Origin of the sequence: Paenibacillus sp. FSL R5-0887 (assembly GCF_038002305.1) — a bacterium.
In the GTDB taxonomy this organism is placed as follows: domain Bacteria; phylum Bacillota; class Bacilli; order Paenibacillales; family Paenibacillaceae; genus Paenibacillus_AQ; species Paenibacillus_AQ odorifer.
Genome location: NZ_JBBOCE010000001.1, coordinates 3,397,739 through 3,417,667, shown reverse-complemented (window position 1 = coordinate 3,417,667; position 19,929 = coordinate 3,397,739). Strand labels below are relative to the sequence as shown.

Sequence of the window (19,929 nt, the reverse complement as noted above, 5' to 3'; positions counted from 1 at the left end):
GGTCTGTCTTGGAGGGGCTTGTTCTAAAGAGACTTCCGTGCTTCATAAAATGGAAGTAAAACAAGCCCGTCCGGAGGGATAAATATGGATCAGAAATCAGATATCAAGAATCGCCGCAAGGAGCGTATTCGTAGTTTATTGGAGGAACTCCCGGAAGTCTCAGCAGTCTCAGGAGTTTCGGAAGTCCCGGAACTAGAAATAGCGGAGGCTCCCCCTTTATTTATTATGCCGGATAAGAGTACGAGCTTTAAGGAATGGGGAACAGGATTTAAGAATGCCGATCAATCCTCTGTAGAGCCCGATCCAGAGGTGATGTGGAAAAAGAGTCGTGGAGGCTGGGAGGATAACGGCGGTGGAGGCTCAAATTTTACTGCCGGTTTTATTCGGCGCTTTGTTGCTAGTGTTCTTGTGTTTGGAGCAGTGTGGGGGATTTTTGCGGTACATCAGCCATGGTCCTATAAGATGCAAGCTTTTATTAGTGATGCGTTAAGCAATGACATGGATTTCACGGCTGTGAGAGTCTGGTATGAGGAGAACTTTAACGGAGCTCCAGCGTTCATTCCGATATTTGGGGATAAAGATGAGCCTGCTCAAAAAGTGGCCGCTCATCATCAACTCACTGCCCCGATAGCTGGGAGTATTGTCCAGCCTTTTGCATCTACGCTAAAAGGGGTGGAAATTATGCCTCAAATCGATTCAACCTTAAATGTGACGGTGAAAAGTATAGACATGGGACGTATTCTCTCCATCTCTAAAGAGCTGGAAGGGGGCATTCGAATTGCTGTTCAGCATTCAGGCGGTGTCACTGCAGAATACGGACATTTGAGCGGCACCAAGCTGGAGGTTGATGACTGGGTGCAGAGCGGGGATTCACTCGGTTGGATGATGGAGAAGGATGTATCCTCAGCTTCAACACTATTTTTCGCAGTGATGAAAGACAAGACTTATATTGATCCTACAGAAGTGGTATCGTTTGATTAGGATCTTTGGTATCGAACTGTCACTACATCCACTTTTCGTGATCATTATGTTATTCTCCGTGGTCACGGGACAATTTCTAGAGCTGCTCACCTTATTTACGATTGTCTTCATTCATGAAATGGGACATGTCGTTGCGGCTCTTTTGGCTGGTGTTACAGTTAAGTCGGTTCAGCTTCTTCCGTTTGGCGGAGTGGCTGTTATTGAAGATCATGGGCGGCTTACAGCCAGTCGTGAGATCGGAATAGCCCTTGCCGGTCCACTGCAAAATGGAATTATGATCGTTATTGCTTTTGGACTTCAACAAGCCGGTTATGGCAATCAGGAATTTCTGACCTATTTTATTCATGCCAATGCCATTATTGGGCTTTTTAATCTAGTGCCAGTGCTGCCGCTTGACGGAGGTAAAGTGCTTCAGGCCACTATTAGTTTAGTACTTCCTTATTACTACACTTTGTTATGGACTGGACGGGTGAGTGTAGCCGCAAGTGTCCTTGTGATTATATATGCGCTGCTGCCTCTTGGAGCGGGTGGAGGCCTTAGGCTGAATATGGTCATGATCGGAGCTTTTCTGCTGTATTCGAATTTCACCGACCATCGTAATTTACCGTACCGGTTTGTTGCTTTTTTGATGAATCGGGAGGCTGTTTATGAGTATCATTTGCGAACAGGAAGCGTAGCTCGTCCAATAGTTGCATTATCTGCGAAACCTTTAGATGATATATTGCGTCTATTTAAACGTAATCAATATCATTTTATCTATGTGTTAAACGGTAAAGGAAATGTTGTTGCTGTTGTGCCGGAACAGCGCTTAATATCAACCTACTTCGGAATATAGTGTATTTATGCAGAGAATGTGAAGGAATGAACGAACGAAACCAGAGGTGAAGCCATGAAACAGATGATCGTTCACTGCACGCAGCACATTACCCGAATGGCTCTTCTGGAAAACGGAAGGCTGGTGGAGTACGCGGCTGAACGCGATCAGCAGCAAGGGTTGGTCGGCAGTTATTACAAGGGCCGTGTGATTAACGTACTTCCAGGTATGCAGGCTGCTTTTGTTGATATCGGACAGAAGAAGAATGCTTTTTTATATGTTGATGATGTATTGCATCCTAATTTGGATAAACAGCCTGATGTGAAGCCCTCTATCGAGACGCTTTTGCAGCCGGGACAGGATATTGTTGTTCAAGTGCGGAAAGAGCCGAGCGGCGGAAAAGGCGCGCGTGTAACGACTCATTATACGTTGCCCGGGCGCTGGATGGTGTACATGCCCTTTGCAGAATACGTCGGTGTCTCCAAAAAAATAAGCCGGGATGCAGAGCGCAGTCGTCTCAAAGGAATCGGAGAACGTCTGCGAATGAAAGAAGAAGGGCTTATTATGCGGACGGTTTCTCAGGACGAGCCACATGAAGCTGTGGAGGGTGATCTTTCTTTTTTGCGTGCCCAATGGGAGAATATTACACGTAAGGCACAAACGGTAGAGGCTCCCGCTTTACTACATCGTGATCTTAGTATTGTCCAACGCTTTATAAGAGATGCCTTTAATCCGCAACGGGATCAGTTGATTATTGATTCATCTGCCGCAGCTAGAGAAGCAACAGCCTTTCTGGACGACATGGCTCCTGAAGGGTACAAGCCAGTCTGTCTTTATAATGGAGCGGAGTCTATTTTCGCTGCTTATGGTATTCAGGATCAATTGCTCAAGAGCTTCAGCCGCAAAATCACGCTGGAGGGCGGAGCAACAATGATCTGGGATGAGACAGAGGCGTTAACCGTAATTGATGTCAACACCGCTCAATACATTGGCGGAGCATCGCTTGAAGAAACGGTTACTAATACGAATTTGCTCGCAGCTGAGGAGATCGGTCGTTTGATCCGGTTACGCGATACTGGTGGAATCATTATTGTCGATTTTATTGATATGGAACAAGAGCTTCACCGCAAGATGGTCACAGAGCGATTAGAGAAAGTGATCTGCAAGGATCGCACCAAAACACATATTTTGGGGTGGACAAGACTCGGGCTGCTCGAGATGACCAGAAAGAAGGCAAGGCATGATTCAGCCAGCTTTGCGCCTGTGATTTGCCAGTGCTGCGGGGGAACCGGAAAAGTTGGAGAATGGCTGGAATGAGTTGACGATAAGTCATAAGTATGATACTATCTTCAAGTATGTGTTTGATGCAGTTGATCCTGCACATGCTGTAACCGCTCCGATCGGGTACATAAGCGCAGTTCCTACGGGAATTCTGCCACCTAGACTAGGCGAGTCTGAGACATGAGGAGGTGCAAGTAAAATGTATGCAATTATCGAAACTGGTGGTAAACAATACAAAGTCCAAGAGGGCGACGTTTTGTTCATTGAAAAGTTGGAAGCTGAAGACGGCGCAAGTGTAACTTTTGACCGTGTATTGGCTGTTTCTAACGATGGTGGTCTGACTGCAGGAACTCCGCTAGTAAGCGGCGCGTCTGTAACAGCTAAAGTCGAGAAACATGGTAAAGGCGCTAAGGTTGTAGTTTACAAATACAAACCTAAGAAGAACTACCACAAGAAACAAGGTCATCGTCAACCGTACACGAAAGTAACTATCGAGAAGATTCAAGCGTAAGAAGGTGCGTTAATGATTAGCGTGCGGATTACACGATTATCGGATCTAGGAACTATCGTTGGCTTTGAGGTTAAGGGGCATGCGGGTTATGCGAAGCGTGGCGAAGATATCGTATGTGCCGGGGTATCCGCTGTAACAGTTGGAACCGTCAATTCGATTGAGACCTTGACCGGAATCTCCATGGATACATCCATGAAGAACGGATTCTTAAGTGGAACATTAAGTTCTGTTGAAGATTTCGATACTTCCGCGAAGGTACAATTGCTGCTTGAATCCATGGTCGTAATGCTGAATGATATCGCAGAATCATACGGGAAGTATATTCAAATACAGCAAGTAAATATTTAAAGAAGGAGGTTGACAACATGTTGAAATTGAATCTTCAATTGTTCGCATCGAAAAAAGGTGTAGGTTCCACAAAAAACGGACGGGATTCCCATTCCAAACGTCTTGGCGTGAAACGTGCTGACGGTCAAGCAGTAACCGGCGGTAACATCTTGGTTCGTCAACGCGGAACAAAAATTCACCCAGGAACTAACGTAGGCATCGGTAAAGATGATACTTTGTTCGCAATGGTGGATGGCGTAGTGAAGTTCGAACGTTGGGGCCGCGATCGCAAAAAAGTGAGCGTGTACCCAGTTGATGTCGCTCCGGTAGCAGCGGCACTGGAAGCGTAAGCTTACGGACCATATGAGCAAGTAGAAGCCTCCGGCATGAGTGCCGGAGGCTTTTTTGTAGAATATTCATAATTATTTGTGATGCAAAGTTGGAATGGTTAGATAGATGTGAAATTCTCGTTATTATCTCTGGTGAACTACAGTGAACGCGTGTGTTATACTAGGAAATGGTAAATGATACTAACAAAACAAATTATCTAAACGAAGTCATGAATTTTGCGAACTGAGGGACGGGGAGAAAGAATGAAATCCTGGAAAAGTGCAATCTGGGCAGTCATGTTATCCGTAATGCTTCCTTTAGGTCTTTTGTATTGGCATACTTCTCTTCTGACGTGTCTATTACTCGGAGTCTGGGTAGTGGCAATCGTTGCTTTCAGTTTTATCTGGAGCCAGCGTCATTATGAACGGGAGCTGCGTATACAAGAGAACACTCTGCAACAGGCGGCGATTCGGACACTGAATCATCATCGACATGATTGGATGAACGATTTGCAGATTCTATACGGATATATTCAGCTTGGAAAGCCTAATAAATCCGTGGAGTGTGTGGAAAGAATAAAGGAACGCATAGCACTTGATAGTCGTATCGCTAAGTTGGGCATTCCTTCATTGGTTTTCTATATCCAATCCTTCCGAACTAACAGGTCTAGTCTGGAATTGGAAGTTCAGGTGGAGGAAGGGTTGCAGCTAGAGGACAAGCTAAATCCAGAAGCAGGAGATGAGCTGACTTCAGTGATTATGCAGACCATACGGGCTTATCAGTACAACGGGCTGGCTCCTCAGGGGGAGACGCGCAAGCTGCGCCTTGGCTTTTTTCAGGATGGAGGAGACATTCTTATCTCCTTCGAAGGCGAGGGGGAGCATGGCAATCCCGAGCTGCTCAAAGGGCAAATTTATAATATAGTACAAGGAAAAATCATGAAAGCAGAGCAGTTTAAGCCTAGCAGGGCTTATGTCGAGCTGCGATTACCGCTTGAAATGTGAGGAAGGTGAACATTTATGTTCGTAGATAAAGCTAAGATTTATGTTAAAGGCGGTGACGGCGGGGATGGTCTCGTTGCGTTTCGCCGGGAGAAATATGTACCGGAGGGTGGTCCTGCCGGTGGTGACGGAGGCCGTGGAGGCGACGTTATTTTCCGTGTAGATGAGGGACTGCGCACGTTGATGGATTTCCGTTATCAGCGCCACTTCAAAGCTGACAAAGGGATTAAAGGACGGAACAAAAGCCAACATGGAGCGAATGCGGATCATATGATCGTTCGTATTCCGCCAGGAACCATTCTGATTGACGATGATACGCAAGAGATCATTGCCGATATGACGCGTCATGGACAACAGGTTGTAGTTGCACGTGGAGGCCGTGGAGGCCGGGGTAACACCCGTTTTGCCACAGCTAATAATACTGCACCAGAGCTTGCGGAGAACGGTGAAGAAGGCCAAGAGCGTTATGTTGTTATGGAACTTAAGGTAATGGCTGATGTAGGGCTTGTAGGCTTCCCGAGTGTGGGTAAATCTACGTTGCTGTCGGTTGTGTCCGCAGCTCAGCCCAAAATCGGAGCTTACCATTTCACAACAATTACACCGAATTTAGGGGTAGTGGATGTTGGGGATGGCCGAAGCTTTGTGATGGCGGATCTGCCTGGATTAATCGAGGGAGCTAGTGAAGGCATAGGTCTGGGTCACGAATTCCTGCGTCACGTTGAACGCACGCGTATCATCATTCATGTAGTTGATATGTCTGGCTCTGAGGGCCGTGATCCCTTCGAGGATTGGGTTCTAATTAATGATGAGCTGAAGCAGTACAATGCTAGTCTAATCGATCGTCCGCAGATTGTGGCGGCGAATAAGATGGATATGCCTGAATCAGAAGAGAATCTTATTTCTTTCCGCGAACGCGTAGCTGAGGTGCGGCCGGATTTAGAAATCATGCCAATTTCATCCCTTACCCGTCAGGGTGTCCAGGAGCTCCTATATCGTGCAACGGATATTCTCGACAGCATTCCGGTTGCGCCGGTGGTTGAGGAAGTTGCTGAAACTACTGAACGTAAGGTGTATAAGCTGGAAGCAGAAGAGGATAATTCGTTTACTATTACACGTGATAACGAGGCGTTTGTGGTCACAAGCCCACGTATCGAACGTATGCTGAAGCGCATGCAGCTTAGCACACATGATGCGATTCTCAAGCTGGCACGGACTTTGCGTCATATGGGTGTAGATGCAGAGCTTCGTAAACGCGGTGCTGTAGAAGGAACGATTGTCCGTATCGCTGATTTCGAATTCGAATTCGTTGAGAACAGCAGCTACTATTAATATTTAGCTGACTATGAAGCGCCAACTATAGTTTTCCTGTAAAGGGATAGCATAGTTGGCGCTTTTTTTGTGAGGAGATCAGTAATTTTTTTCAATAAAAGAACCCAAAACACGATATATATCGTATACAATAAATATCGAAATACACTAATTCCCATTTGGGAGCGTACACGTTATTTATATATAAGATAATGAAAGAAGGAATAGCAGATGGCAATTATAGAAGTGGTGAAGTATGACGGTCCTCCAGGTATATTTGCATGGAAATATCCTAACCAGGAGCTGGGGACATGGACACAACTAATCGTTAATGAATCCCAGGAAGCGATTCTATTCAAGGGCGGACAAGCGCTTGATTCTTTTACAGCTGGGCGGCACACGCTAAGCACCGCTAATATACCTATTTTATCCAATATCGTTAATCTTCCTTTTGGTGGAAAATCACCATTTACGGCTGAAGTATGGTATGTGAATAAGACGAATTCGATGAATGTCAAATGGGGAACGAGCTCACCTTTACAGCTTCAGGATCCCAAATACAAAATTATGATTTCTGTTCGTTCTTTTGGGCAGTTTGGTGTAAAAATCGATGATCCGCGAAAATTCTTGCTGAAGCTCGTAGGGACGCTCCCGCAGTTTGATCATGAAACGCTTATCAGTTATTTCCGCGGACTGCTGATGTCGAATATAAATGAACTTATTTCTTCTTACCTTGTGCACAAGCAAATCAGCATACTGGAGATTAATGCTTATGTTGCAGAGATCTCCAAACATATTCAGGGCCGACTAGCCTCGGCTTTCTTGGATAATGGCATTGAGCTGAATAATTTTTATATTGATTCGATCAATATTCCAGAGGATGATCCGGCAACGATTCGTTTGAAGGAAGCTTTGGCTAAAAAAGCGGAAATGGATATCATGGGCTTCACCTATCAGCAGGAGCGTGGTTTTGACACGATGGAAGAAGCGGCAGGTAATCCCGGCAATCTTGGAGTGGGCATGATGAACACCGGGATGGGGCTTGGACTTGGAATGGGATTTGCTGGACCCGCTATGGATATGGTGAACCGTATGACTAGAGGGATGAACTTGGATTCAGGGACTACAGTTATACGTCAAGAGCAGCGTTCCTGCTCTAAGTGTGGAGTTATGAATCCAGTAGAGGGACGGTTCTGCAGCGGTTGTGGGCAGGCGCTTGGAGGCAACCCGCAAGGTTCTCCCTCTGCGAACAAGATCAAATGTTTTGAATGCGGGCATGAACTAAATGCAGGAGCTAAGTTCTGTCCAGGTTGCGGGAATCCTTATCGTCCTTGCCCATCCTGTAAAGCAGATAATCCTGAGGGAGCGGCTTCTTGTGTCTCCTGTGGAAAAGAAATGCCTAAAGCTTGCGGTAAATGTGGGACTATGGTAGCGCCAGGGGTGAAATTCTGTCCTCATTGTGGAGACAGCATGGTGATTAAATGCAGCGGCTGTGGACATGAGCTGAAAGCTGGACAAAAATTCTGTGCAGAGTGCGGAACAAAAGCAGGCTAAGGAGGACCTAATGAACAAAAGCAGGAGATATATATACATTATTACCATCATTTATGCGGTAGCTATAGTACTGACAGTGTTCTCGTTTATTGGATTAAGTTTCTCCGACTCACTGTTTCGGTTCATAATTTCTTTATCCGCGGTTCTGTTAGCAGAAAGTGTAATCTATGGCTATTGTATTTTTTGGCTCCGAACTGCAAGTAGCATTCAGCAGACTCCGCCTGTTCTTATCAGCGGCGCAATCATTACGGGAATCTATGCAGCCCTCGTATTTGTATCGGCCTTACTCTTCGATTGGCTGCTGGAGTTACCCGCCTTGTGGTACGCAGCCGAACAATTGCTGATTCTTGTGTTAGGAGCGATCACTTTGGCCGCGATAGGGCTTTACGGGTGGAATGCTGGGGCAGGGGAACAGCAAGCCAAAAGGTCTTTACAAAAGTTTCGGCGGTATCAGAACGAATTAACTGAAATGAGTGAGCTGGCTAGTAGCTGGAAGAATTCCGAATCCGAGCAGCTAGTGAACGTGTTAGATATGTTGGAGGAAAAAATTAAGTACAGTGATCCGATATCAGAACCGTCTTTATATGCTACAGAGGATATTCTGCAGCAGCAGATTTCTCTGTTACATGATCACGTGAAGCTACTGCTGGCGACCCAAGAGCCACATGAGGGCTGGCAGGTAGAAGTAAATGAGATGTCAGAGAGTATAAAGTCTACACTTCAGCGGCGTAACCGTGAATTAGCGGCACTTAAATAGGAGGAGTTTACTACATGAACAGTTTGAACCTACAAGAGCCGTCACCGCTCCCGGGAGGAAATGCAGTCGTTCCCCGGCTTAAATACGAACGTACCGGGTTTGATTATGTTATTCTCGCGGCTGCTTATCTACTGATGCCAGTTGGACTTGTGCTTGCCTTGTTACGTTTGATGACAACGCATTACAAAAATTACCGCAGACCGACTAACCTCAATCTGCTGATGCATGTATTTATTGGTGGGTTTGTTGAACTTTCTATTGCCATGTTTTCTAGTGCGCTCAATGGGGAATTTGGAACTTCTGAATTAGTATCAACGCTTATTTTAATTGCAATCATGTTTTTGACTCCAGCTTTTATACTGGCCAGTGTGACAGCGAAAGCTAAATATACCCTTTCTAAGCTTAACACTTCTTATATAGAGCTGATTCAAAATAAGAATATCCGGCATATTGGCAGTATATCTGAACGAATAGGCCAAAGTGAAAGTGATGTACGGAGAGATGTCCAGTATCTGAAGGATAAAGGACTGCTTGATATTGATGTCGCATTATCCGAAGGGCGCCAGACGCCAGAACCATCAGCAGCTAATCAAGGTTACCCTGAAAGTACTTCGGGCTTTGGAGGAACGGGGAGAACCCAAGCATCGGGGCAGCAAATACCTGCGCAGCCTCAGTCTCCGCCGCAACTGCCTAAGTCTATCCGTTGTCCGGGGTGCGGAGCCCAGAATACTGTGCTCCCAAGCCAATCTAAAAGCTGTGATTACTGTGGAACGAAGATCCCGTACAATTAATGCCGTCAACCAACAGATTAGCTGCATCGCATATAGGATTACATAAATAAGGGGATTAAAGACAAAATGAGTGGATTGGATATACGCAGACAGCCGCCGACATCGGGAAAACCTGTGTACAAGCATGAATATGAGCGGACGGCGTTTGATTATACGACTATTGTGTTTGCGTATGTATTTGCTCCGGTTGGCTTTATATTGGCTGCCATTCGGTTATTATCTACACATTCCAAGAGACAGCGCAAAGCAAGCAATATTAACCTGTTTTATCATGCGTGTATGGGTGCCTTTGTAGAATTGGCGATCTATTTCATTATTAGCAAGCTACTCGGTCAAATCGATTATGTCGCACTCTTGATCAGGCTGGTGATTATCTACGCATTGTTTAGGATTCCCGCCATCAAATTATCCGTTAGGGCCGTAGGATGGAGAGAGGGATTCACCTATCTTTGCAATGACTATATCGCATTGGTTCTTGTGGACGGCATAAGGCATATCGGCAGCCTATCCGATATCCGCGGATTCAGTGAAGAGAATGTCCGCGAGGTTTTGGAATATTTAAAAGATCAGGGAGTGCTTTCTCCAGATATTGTTTATTATGAAGGACGTGTAGACAATCCATTTGTGAAATTGCCGCCGAAGCTTATTTATTCCAAACGGGCACAAGCACTGGTGCGTGCGCCTGAGAATAACCTTCGCTACCGTAACAAACGAGACCAGACAGTGTTTGATCGAATCATCATGGCGATTGCCTATTTGTTTGCTCCGCTTGGGTTTGTACTTGCGATGCTTCGTTTTGTAAGCACTCATTATAAGAATGAGCGGAAATCATTTAACTACAAATTGCTCTATCATGTATGTATGGGAGCTTTTATGGAACTTGCTGTCCTCTTCGCCGTGGGGACCTACAAAGGGGATTTTAAGTGGTACACTTTATTGATCATTCTGGTGGTTCTCTACGTGATCTTTATAATTCCGGCGGACAGCTTTGCAGGGAGGGCTACCTTCGCAACAGAAAACTTTGATTTTCTGTGCAAGAAGTATCTCATGCTGATCGTAGTGGATGATGTTAGGCATATTGGTAATTTAGCTGATATCACGAAACAAAGTGAAGATGATGTACGTAGAGACCTACGGTATTTGGTGAGATGGGGGTTACTTGCTTCTGATCTTGTCTATTATGAAGGACGTGTTAAGCTCTTAGATAAACAACCGCCCAATCTTGTGCATCCTGACCGGGCACAGCCCTCCGCGGCATCAGAGAACCAGCCATCATCTGGGCGGCAGTCATTGCCGGAGAATAGGCCTAATCCACCTGTCCAACTGCCGAAATCCATCGTTTGTCCGAGTTGCGGTGCTAAGAGTAGAGTACTTCCAGGGCAGGATAAAATCTGTGACTATTGCGGGACGACGATTCCATACAGCTAGTGTACATACGATTGCCTTCTGCCCCCGGGAATCCGGGGGTTTTACTACACTTAACTACCCGGCCTTGGAGCATCCAGATAAAGTTATTGCATTTTACAAGCCTTTTCCGATATAATGTCCACTAAGAAAACACAAAAGTCTTTGAGGTGAGGACGTTCGTGAGAGAACGCTATTATTTGGTCCGGGAGGACATATTGCCTGATGCTGTACTTAAGACTATGCAGGTTAAACAATTGCTTGAGGCCGGGGATGCGAAGACCGTAAATGAAGGTGTAGAGCAGGTGGGATTAAGCCGAAGCGCTTTTTATAAATACAAGGATGGAATTCACTTGATCCATCAGCTCGAACGAGAGCGGATCGTTACGATTTCCATGGATTTGGAGCACGAATCTGGAATGCTTTCCAAGGTACTAGGCTCTGTAGCAGGACATGGGGCTAATGTGTTGACGATTCACCAGAGTATTCCGCTGCAAGGCCGGGCAAATGTGGTGATCTCCGTAGAAATTTCACACTTAAATGAGGAGCTCGGAGAGATGCTGGATAGTCTGAAAGAGATTCCAGGAGTGAAGCGTGCTTTAATCGTTGGACAGGGATAGGAACTATATTCGTAAACTTTTAGGAGGAGACAGATGAAGCCGGTTAAAGTGGGGTTGCTGGGCCTGGGAACAGTAGGCACAGGTGTAGTTCGTATCGTGGAAGGGAATCAAGAGGATTTAAGCAGCCAGGTAGGCTCTTCAATTGTCATTGAACGTATAGCTGTGAATAATTCTAATAAACCACGCGAAATCGAGGTTGATCCTGCTAAAATAACGACAGATCCATGGGATGTGATTCGTGATCCTGAAATTGATGTCATCGTTGAAGTTATGGGGGGAATCGCGGGAACCAAAGAATATATTCTTGAAGCTTTGGAACGCGGTAAACATGTCGTAACTGCGAACAAGGATTTGATGGCGCTGCACGGCTCGGAGATTCTTGCTAAGGCGCAGGAGAAGCAATGTGATGTCTTTTATGAGGCTAGCGTAGCAGGAGGCATTCCGATTATCCGCACACTTATCGAGGGCTTTTCTTCAGATAAGATTATGAAGATTATAGGTATCGTGAATGGAACGACTAATTACATACTAACCAAAATGAGCCAAGAAGGCGCATCCTATAATGATGTGTTAAAAGAAGCGCAGGATCTGGGATACGCAGAGTCTGATCCAACCTCGGATGTGGAAGGCCTGGACGCTGCCCGCAAAATGGCGATTCTCGGAACCTTAGGTTTCCGTACTAATGTGGAGCTGCATGATGTAAGTGTGAGTGGGATTTCTCAGGTGAGTAAGGCGGATATCGCCTTTGCGAAACGTCTCGGATATGAAATTAAGCTGTTAGGCATCGCTGAACGTCAGGATGAAGAATTCAGCATCAGTGTTCAGCCAACCTTGATTCGGGCTAGTCATCCCTTGGCTTCCGTCAATGGCGTGTTCAACGCAGTTTACGTATACGGGGAAGCAGTGGGAGAGACCATGTTCTACGGTGCGGGTGCGGGCGCAATGCCAACTGCAACCTCAGTGGTAGCTGATTTGGTAGCTGTCATTAAGAACCTTAAACTAGGTGTAAATGGATTGAAGCAAAAAGTACCTTACAAGCAGAAAAAGCTTAAGAGTGATGAAGCTATTTTTTATAAAAACTTTTTGCTTCTGCATGTTGATGATAAAGCAGGGGTATTGGCTAAGATTACTCAAGTGTTTGCCGAATATGATGTAAGTTTGGATTCAGTAGTTCAGCAAGCCAATCCCAATAATCCTGATGCGGAGATCATTATTGTCACTCATAACGCTAGTAAAGCAAGCATGAACAAAGTGCTGCGCCATTTCGAGGAGCTGAAAGTCATCCGCCGGATTAAGAGCCATTATCGTGTGGAAGGTTAACCAAGCCAATGAACTAATACTTTCATATTTCAAAACATAGTAAGGAGATTGTACCTGTTATGAGTATTTACGGAAGAGCTAGGGTTAAAGTGCCTGCTAGTACTGCCAATCTTGGTCCGGGCTTCGATACTCTGGGTATGGCATTGCCGCTATATGCCTGGATTGAGATGGAGGAAGCAGAGGAGACTGTTTTTCATCTATATGGTGATGAGATGAATGGAGTGGCTCAGGATAAGAGCAATTTACTCTATAAGGTCGCTCAAATGGTATTTGCAGAAGCAGGCGTTACGGTGCCTGAATTATCGATATCCATGTACTCGGAAATTCCGCTTACGCGTGGACTCGGCAGCAGTGCCTCAGCTATTATTGGCGGAATGGCCGCAGCGAACACAATGATTGGCTCTCCGCTGGATAATGCTAAGCTGTTTGATATGGCTACCCAGCTTGAGAAACATCCCGATAATGTGGGTGCCTCCTTGTTTGGCGGCATTATTACTGCCGTGTGGGATGGTGAACATGCGGATTATGTTCGGCTAGAACCACCACAAAATCTTGAGGTGCTGGTGGTTATTCCTGAATTTGAACTGGAAACCACAAAAGCGCGGGGATTGCTTCCAACAGAAATCTCAGTTAGTGATGCTGTGTACAACATCAGCAGAACCTCTCTATTGACGGCTTCGCTGGCATCAGGCCGGCTTGACCTGCTTAGCAGAGCGATGCAGGATCGCCTGCATCAGCCGTATCGTGCACCGCTTATACCGGGCATGGAGAAGCTGCTCGCAGAAGCTCCTGAACACGGTGCTTTAGGGATCGCACTTAGCGGTGCTGGACCGACTCTGCTATGTTTAGTGGATCGCCAAGAGACCCGTAAGAGTGAGCTTGAGGCCTTCTTGAAGAATACGATGCAGGAACATGGCATTTCCGCTCGGACCTGCTGGTTAACACCTTGTGCTTCTGGAGTTACTACAGAGCTGCTTGAAATAAACGAGATGCAAAACGTATCATTTTTGGATATGATAAAAGGAGTACGGTCATGAAATCAATAGCGGTATTGCCGCAGGGCTCGGTATCCCACGAAGCGCTGCTGCATTTGTTTAACGGTGAACCTGTAAAGCTTGTGCATCACAAGTTAATTTCCGATGTATTTCTCTCTACGGCGAATGGTACCACCGATTACAGCGTGATTCCGATTGAAAATACCATTGAAGGCTCAGTTAGTCTTCACATCGATTGGCTCATCAATGAAGTGGATCTGCCAATGCAGACGGAATGGATTTTTCCATCGATACAGAATCTTATCGGTAACCCAAGGGAATTCACAGATACAGACGGCAACAAGGATTTCACCAAGATGGTAAAAATCCTTTCGCACCCCGTAGCAATGGCGCAATGTATGCAATTTGTTCGTAAGCATGCCCCTTGGGCTGAACTGGAGTCGGTCGGAAGTACCTCTGAAGCTGTGGAAATCGTCAAAAACAATCCCGGCAAGGGCTGGGCTGCTATCGGTACCGCTCTTGGCGCCGCTACTCATGGGCTGGAGATTGTAGATCGGCAAATTACAGATCACAACAACAACTACACACGGTTTGTCCTGGTTGGTCCACAGAAGATAGATCTTCCGCGGAGCAGCACAGGAGTAAAGACGAGTGTTCTAGTAACGCTGCCAGAGGATTTTCCAGGTGCCTTGCATCAGGTGCTTGCTGCTTTTTCCTGGCGGAAACTGAATTTATCGCGTATTGAATCACGACCAACGAAGAAGAAGCTGGGTACTTATTATTTTTATATTGATGTGCTGGAACCGATAGAATCTGTTCTGCTGCCAGGGGCTATTGAAGAAATTAGTGCTTTAGGCTGTCAGGTAAGGATTCTGGGCTCGTATCCCACATACACCTATGAGGAAGAGAAAGCGGAGGTGCAGTAAATTCATGGCTGAGCAATGGATCTATTTGGATGGACAACACGTAACGAAGGAAAATGCAAAGGTATCCGTTTTTGATCACGGTTTTTTGTATGGAGACGGTATTTTTGAAGGTATCCGTATCTATAACGGCAATATTTTTAAATGTAAAGAGCATTTGGACAGACTGTATGATTCGGCAAAATCGATCATGCTGGACATTCCGCTAACGTATGATGAGATGCTGGAGGCTATGGCTGAAACGATTCGTCTTAATGACATGCGGAACGGTTATATTCGACTGATCGTCTCCCGGGGACCAGGGAACTTAGGTCTTGATCCACGCCGTTGTCCAAAAGCTAGTGTAATTATTATCGTTGAACAACTGGCTATTTACCCAGAACAAGCGTATTTGAACGGACTTCGTGCAGTTTCTGTGTCCCAACGCCGTAATATTCCGGATGCACTCAATCCAAAGATCAAATCGCTTAATTACCTAAACAATATCCTAGTAAAAATCCAATCCAACTTGGCAGAAGCCGACGAAGCCATCATGATGAACGCTCAAGGTTATGTTACTGAGGGTTCGGGCGATAACATTTTCATCATCAAAAATGGTGTAGTTTTCACTCCTCCATGTTACTTGGGAGCCCTTGAAGGAATTACCCGTCTGGCGATCATTGAGCTCTGCGAGAAATTAGGTATTAAACTGAAAGAAGAACCGTTCACAATGCATGATGTTTATATAGCGGACGAGGTGTTCTTCACTGGCACAGCTGCTGAGGTTATTGCTGCACGTGAAATTGACGGCCGGATCATTGGTGAAGGACAAGCGGGTCCAATCACTTTGAAGCTGCTCGAAGAGTTCCGTAATGTGGTTGATAAAGATGGCTATAAGGTTTGGGAATAAAGACTAATCATACAACGTAAATAGCATTGAATACGCATCAGAAGTCCTTTTATGCATACATGCAGAAGAAAACGGGAGTCTCCGGTTAATCTTTTCATGGATCATGAAAGGATTTTTTTTATTTCGGGGATGTCATTCGCCCATGGGCTGCATAAGATGTAGTAACGAAGGAGGCGGCTGTACCGCAGATAACTTTGTAAGAGAGCAATGTTCCATGAAAAGGGTGTTTGCTTTCGAAGTCAGTTTTGCTGTGTAGCTGTAAAGAAAGCAATACTCCACAAAACTTTTAGGAGGTTAATGCTACGTGAAAATACACATTGTCAAACAAGGCGATAGTTTGTATGCCTTATCGCAAAAGTACGGAGTGCCGTTACAAAAAATTATTGAAGCAAACCCGCAGATCAGTAATCCGAATGTGTTAGCGGTTGGAGACAAAGTAAAAATACCTACGGCCCCTGTATCCGTACCGGAGAACAGTGAAGTTTACTACAAGCACACCGTTAAACAAGGAGATACCTTGTGGAAATTATCTAAAGCCTGGGGAATTCCTTTGAAGGATATGGTTGAGGCCAATCCCCAACTAAAGAATCCAAATGTACTTTTGTTAGGGGAAGTAGTTAATATTCCTAAAAAAGTATCCAATACCTCACCGACACAGCCTGGGTATACACCGTCTAACGCGTCAGAGAAAACGCAGGTGGGTGGCAAGGAATATACAGGTCCCAAAGAACAGCCTGCTGCTGAAGTAGTGCCTGCACCTAAACCAGAAACTAAACCAGAAGTAAAACCAGAGACCAAGCCAGAAGCTAAACCTGCACCTAAACCAGTGACAAATATCTCACCTGAATCCAATTCTGCACCACACCCATCGCTAAACATCGCCCCTATTAATACACAAAATATTGCACCCAATCCTGCGCCTAATATGCAAATGGAAGTTGCTCCAGTGCAAGAAATTGAAATGCAGAGTTTATTTGTTCAGATTACGGTTCCAAATCAAGAACCGATTGCTCAACAAGAAGCACCTAAAGCTGAGAAGAAAGCAGACAATGATTGCACATGGGATAATTCCAACGGATACCCGGGCCTGGGAGGAAATCCTTATCTCTATGATTCATATCAAAATAGCCCTAATATGAACATGAACTGGGCACCAAGTTATGTTCAGCCAATGGCTTATGCACCAGAATGTATTTCACCATGTTATTTTTCGGGCAATATGTATTCTAATATGAGTCCAGAACAGTGGAATCCCAATGCCGCGCCAAACATAAGCCCGGAACAGTGGAATCCAAATGCCGCGCCAAACATAAGCCCAGAACAATGGAATCCCAATGCCGCGCCAAACATAAGCCCAGAGCAATGGAATCCCAATGCAGCGCCTAACGTGAGCCCAGAACAATGGAATCCCAATGCTGCCCCTAATATGAGTCCAGGACAGTGGAATCCGATGGAGGCTAATGTTGCTGGCATGAATGTTGGCGGGGATTTCTCCCCGTATGCTGTTCCTCAATATGGAGGACAGACGCCGAACCTTCCTTGGCCAACTTGTGGGTGCGGAGGCGTGCATATTCAACCAGTGCAAACTTATTCATATGACATGCCTGTATATAACACCTATCCTGAATATGGGAATCCAAACGCTTTTTCCGCATATGGAGCAGGAATGCCTAATCAGGGAACGGTACCTACTTCTACGCTTGGAGCATTTGGTGGACCGGATAACTCTAATATTCCATCCAATCCGCAGTATCCAGGGATAGGTAATTATTCGCAGCATAATCGGGTGCCGGAAATTCAAGAACCTGAAGCGTTCGTGCAGGAATCTCCCGAAACGGCTAGAACAGAGAGTGATGAGTCAACTTCTAACGCATCTCTCAAGAATAAGGGGAATGTAGCGAAGGAAACAGCAACAGGCAAAAAAGCAAAGACCTCAGGTCAACCTAGTAGCAAGAAAAGCAAAACTGCTACGAAATCTCAAGGTTCAGCAAACGAGTACTAAAAAACGTAGAAATCCTTGGATTTCAAACTAATAAATTTATATATTAAGCCGTTGTTTGACTTACGTGTAGATTCTGTATCCTTAGAATCTACACGTTTTTTTATAGGTAAATAGGGATAAAAGATGTTAAATAAAGTGGGGCAAAAGCACTTATTTATAAAATATAAATTTTTAAGTGTTGTTTTTATGTAGGGATATATGGTACATTATAAATCCAGTCGCAAAGAGGAACTATAAAGCTTTCGGTTGGTGAATGATAATCTGAATTAGATTGCAAAGAACTTTGAAAAAAGAGTTGCAATAAATCAGAAAGCATGATATATTATAAGAGTTGCTGCTGAGACATTAAACGGCGCCAACGAGAACTTGATCTTTGAAAACTGAACAACGAGTGAGTAGGAAATCACGTAAGTGAAATCCAAAATTAGAGAATTAATTTTCTCGTCAGATGTTTCAAAATGAGCATATCGCTCTTTTCAATACTAATTGGAGAGTTTGATCCTGGCTCAGGACGAACGCTGGCGGCGTGCCTAATACATGCAAGTCGAGCGGAGTTATTTTGAAAGCTTGCTTTCAAAATAACTTAGCGGCGGACGGGTGAGTAACACGTAGGCAACCTGCCCTTCAGACTGGGATAACTACCGGAAACGGTAGCTAATACCGGATAATTTCTTTTTTCTCCTGAGAGAAGAATGAAAGACGGAGCAATCTGTCACTGAGGGATGGGCCTGCGGCGCATTAGCTAGTTGGTGGGGTAACGGCCCACCAAGGCGACGATGCGTAGCCGACCTGAGAGGGTGAACGGCCACACTGGGACTGAGACACGGCCCAGACTCCTACGGGAGGCAGCAGTAGGGAATCTTCCGCAATGGGCGAAAGCCTGACGGAGCAACGCCGCGTGAGTGATGAAGGTTTTCGGATCGTAAAGCTCTGTTGCCAGGGAAGAACGTCCGGTAGAGTAACTGCTACCGGAGTGACGGTACCTGAGAAGAAAGCCCCGGCTAACTACGTGCCAGCAGCCGCGGTAATACGTAGGGGGCAAGCGTTGTCCGGAATTATTGGGCGTAAAGCGCGCGCAGGCGGCTATTTAAGTCTGGTGTTTAAACCTTGGGCTCAACCTGAGGTCGCACTGGAAACTGGGTGGCTTGAGTACAGAAGAGGAAAGTGGAATTCCACGTGTAGCGGTGAAATGCGTAGATATGTGGAGGAACACCAGTGGCGAAGGCGACTTTCTGGGCTGTAACTGACGCTGAGGCGCGAAAGCGTGGGGAGCAAACAGGATTAGATACCCTGGTAGTCCACGCCGTAAACGATGAGTGCTAGGTGTTAGGGGTTTTGATACCCTTGGTGCCGAAGTTAACACAGTAAGCACTCCGCCTGGGGAGTACGGTCGCAAGACTGAAACTCAAAGGAATTGACGGGGACCCGCACAAGCAGTGGAGTATGTGGTTTAATTCGAAGCAACGCGAAGAACCTTACCAGGTCTTGACATCCCTCTGAATCTGCTAGAGATAGCAGCGGCCTTCGGGACAGAGGAGACAGGTGGTGCATGGTTGTCGTCAGCTCGTGTCGTGAGATGTTGGGTTAAGTCCCGCAACGAGCGCAACCCTTAACTTTAGTTGCCAGCAGGTTAAGCTGGGCACTCTAGAGTGACTGCCGGTGACAAACCGGAGGAAGGTGGGGATGACGTCAAATCATCATGCCCCTTATGACCTGGGCTACACACGTACTACAATGGCCGGTACAACGGGAAGCGAAGCCGCGAGGTGGAGCCAATCCCATCAAAGCCGGTCTCAGTTCGGATTGCAGGCTGCAACTCGCCTGCATGAAGTCGGAATTGCTAGTAATCGCGGATCAGCATGCCGCGGTGAATACGTTCCCGGGTCTTGTACACACCGCCCGTCACACCACGAGAGTTTACAACACCCGAAGTCGGTGGGGTAACCCGCAGGGAGCCAGCCGCCGAAGGTGGGGTAGATGATTGGGGTGAAGTCGTAACAAGGTAGCCGTATCGGAAGGTGCGGCTGGATCACCTCCTTTCTATGGAGAATCGTTCTCTGCAATGAGAACATTCAAATCGGAAGTTTAACTTCCACAATCTCAGGTTTAGGCCTGTTACTC

19 protein-coding genes, 1 rRNA gene and 1 other annotated feature are annotated in these 19,929 nt (G+C 45.9%); all 20 genes read left to right on the top strand.

Features of this window, described 5'->3' with window-relative positions; genetic code table 11:
* The first annotated feature begins 84 nt into the window (after positions 1 to 84).
* The 20 genes from MKY14_RS15260 to MKY14_RS15165 all read left to right on the top strand — a co-directional run bounded on the left by MKY14_RS15260 (position 85) and on the right by MKY14_RS15165 (position 19,848).
* The gene (locus MKY14_RS15260) at positions 85 to 981 is read left to right on the top strand and encodes a M23 family metallopeptidase (RefSeq protein WP_076218574.1); all 897 of its coding nucleotides are present in this window, start codon (positions 85 to 87) and stop codon (positions 979 to 981) included.
* Positions 974 to 1,816 carry a M50 family metallopeptidase gene (locus MKY14_RS15255; protein ID WP_036685160.1) on the top strand — a complete coding sequence of 281 codons (843 nt, stop codon included), beginning with the start codon at positions 974 to 976 and terminating at the stop codon, positions 1,814 to 1,816. Before MKY14_RS15260 ends, MKY14_RS15255 begins: the two co-directional genes overlap by 8 nt.
* 54 nt (positions 1,817 to 1,870) lie before the next feature.
* Positions 1,871 to 3,112 carry an Rne/Rng family ribonuclease gene (locus MKY14_RS15250; RefSeq protein ID WP_076129388.1) on the top strand — a complete coding sequence of 414 codons (1,242 nt, stop codon included), beginning with the start codon at positions 1,871 to 1,873 and terminating at the stop codon, positions 3,110 to 3,112.
* On the top strand, positions 3,093 to 3,260 hold the full coding sequence (locus MKY14_RS15245) for a hypothetical protein (protein ID WP_155288184.1): 168 nt from the start codon (positions 3,093 to 3,095) through the stop codon (positions 3,258 to 3,260). The genes MKY14_RS15250 and MKY14_RS15245 overlap by 20 nt, the downstream gene beginning before the upstream one ends.
* Positions 3,175 to 3,261 (top strand) — a sequence feature (ribosomal protein L21 leader region). (Overlaps the previous gene by 86 nt.)
* Before the next feature lie 14 nt (positions 3,262 to 3,275).
* Positions 3,276 to 3,587, top strand: coding sequence for a 50S ribosomal protein L21 (rplU, locus tag MKY14_RS15240; protein ID WP_036685166.1), 312 nt, complete (start codon positions 3,276 to 3,278; stop codon positions 3,585 to 3,587).
* 12 nt (positions 3,588 to 3,599) lie between these two features.
* Complete coding sequence (locus MKY14_RS15235; protein ID WP_036685168.1) at positions 3,600 to 3,935, top strand: ribosomal-processing cysteine protease Prp; 336 nt, start codon at positions 3,600 to 3,602, stop codon at positions 3,933 to 3,935.
* Between the two features lie 17 nt (positions 3,936 to 3,952).
* Positions 3,953 to 4,264 (top strand): 50S ribosomal protein L27, encoded by a 312-nt coding sequence (rpmA, locus tag MKY14_RS15230; RefSeq protein WP_036685171.1) that lies wholly within the window; start codon positions 3,953 to 3,955, stop codon positions 4,262 to 4,264.
* Positions 4,265 to 4,507: 243 nt separating this feature from the next.
* Positions 4,508 to 5,248, top strand: a complete 741-nt coding sequence (locus tag MKY14_RS15225; protein ID WP_076105522.1) for a Spo0B domain-containing protein — start codon at positions 4,508 to 4,510, stop codon at positions 5,246 to 5,248.
* Positions 5,249 to 5,263: 15 nt separating this feature from the next.
* Positions 5,264 to 6,574: a GTPase ObgE gene (obgE, locus tag MKY14_RS15220; protein ID WP_036685174.1), complete on the top strand. Its 1,311-nt coding sequence runs from the start codon at positions 5,264 to 5,266 to the stop codon at positions 6,572 to 6,574.
* A gap of 210 nt (positions 6,575 to 6,784) precedes the next feature.
* Complete coding sequence (locus tag MKY14_RS15215) at positions 6,785 to 8,107, top strand: SPFH domain-containing protein (RefSeq protein WP_038573034.1); 1,323 nt, start codon at positions 6,785 to 6,787, stop codon at positions 8,105 to 8,107.
* A gap of 10 nt (positions 8,108 to 8,117) precedes the next feature.
* Entirely contained in the window at positions 8,118 to 8,864 is a 747-nt protein-coding gene (locus MKY14_RS15210; protein ID WP_340976764.1) for a hypothetical protein, read from the top strand.
* Between the two features lie 14 nt (positions 8,865 to 8,878).
* A complete protein-coding gene (locus MKY14_RS15205; RefSeq protein WP_076280020.1) occupies positions 8,879 to 9,655 on the top strand; it encodes a hypothetical protein in 777 nt (258 codons plus the stop codon).
* 66 nt (positions 9,656 to 9,721) lie between these two features.
* The gene (locus tag MKY14_RS15200; protein ID WP_340976763.1) at positions 9,722 to 11,083 is read left to right on the top strand and encodes a hypothetical protein; all 1,362 of its coding nucleotides are present in this window, start codon (positions 9,722 to 9,724) and stop codon (positions 11,081 to 11,083) included.
* 158 nt (positions 11,084 to 11,241) lie between these two features.
* Complete coding sequence (locus tag MKY14_RS15195) at positions 11,242 to 11,679, top strand: ACT domain-containing protein (protein ID WP_038573029.1); 438 nt, start codon at positions 11,242 to 11,244, stop codon at positions 11,677 to 11,679.
* 33 nt (positions 11,680 to 11,712) lie between these two features.
* Positions 11,713 to 12,999 (top strand): homoserine dehydrogenase, encoded by a 1,287-nt coding sequence (locus MKY14_RS15190; RefSeq protein ID WP_036685184.1) that lies wholly within the window; start codon positions 11,713 to 11,715, stop codon positions 12,997 to 12,999.
* 59 nt (positions 13,000 to 13,058) lie between these two features.
* Entirely contained in the window at positions 13,059 to 14,036 is a 978-nt protein-coding gene (gene thrB, locus MKY14_RS15185) for a homoserine kinase (RefSeq protein ID WP_038573028.1), read from the top strand.
* Positions 14,033 to 14,920, top strand: coding sequence for a prephenate dehydratase (pheA, locus tag MKY14_RS15180; protein WP_036685188.1), 888 nt, complete (start codon positions 14,033 to 14,035; stop codon positions 14,918 to 14,920). Before thrB ends, pheA begins: the two co-directional genes overlap by 4 nt.
* Positions 14,921 to 14,924: 4 nt before the next feature.
* On the top strand, positions 14,925 to 15,806 hold the full coding sequence (gene ilvE, locus MKY14_RS15175; RefSeq protein ID WP_036685189.1) for a branched-chain-amino-acid transaminase: 882 nt from the start codon (positions 14,925 to 14,927) through the stop codon (positions 15,804 to 15,806).
* Positions 15,807 to 16,110: 304 nt separating this feature from the next.
* Positions 16,111 to 17,808 (top strand): LysM peptidoglycan-binding domain-containing protein, encoded by a 1,698-nt coding sequence (locus tag MKY14_RS15170; RefSeq protein ID WP_340976762.1) that lies wholly within the window; start codon positions 16,111 to 16,113, stop codon positions 17,806 to 17,808.
* Between the two features lie 483 nt (positions 17,809 to 18,291).
* Positions 18,292 to 19,848, top strand: a 16S ribosomal RNA gene (locus tag MKY14_RS15165).
* The last annotated feature ends 81 nt before the right edge of the window (positions 19,849 to 19,929 follow it).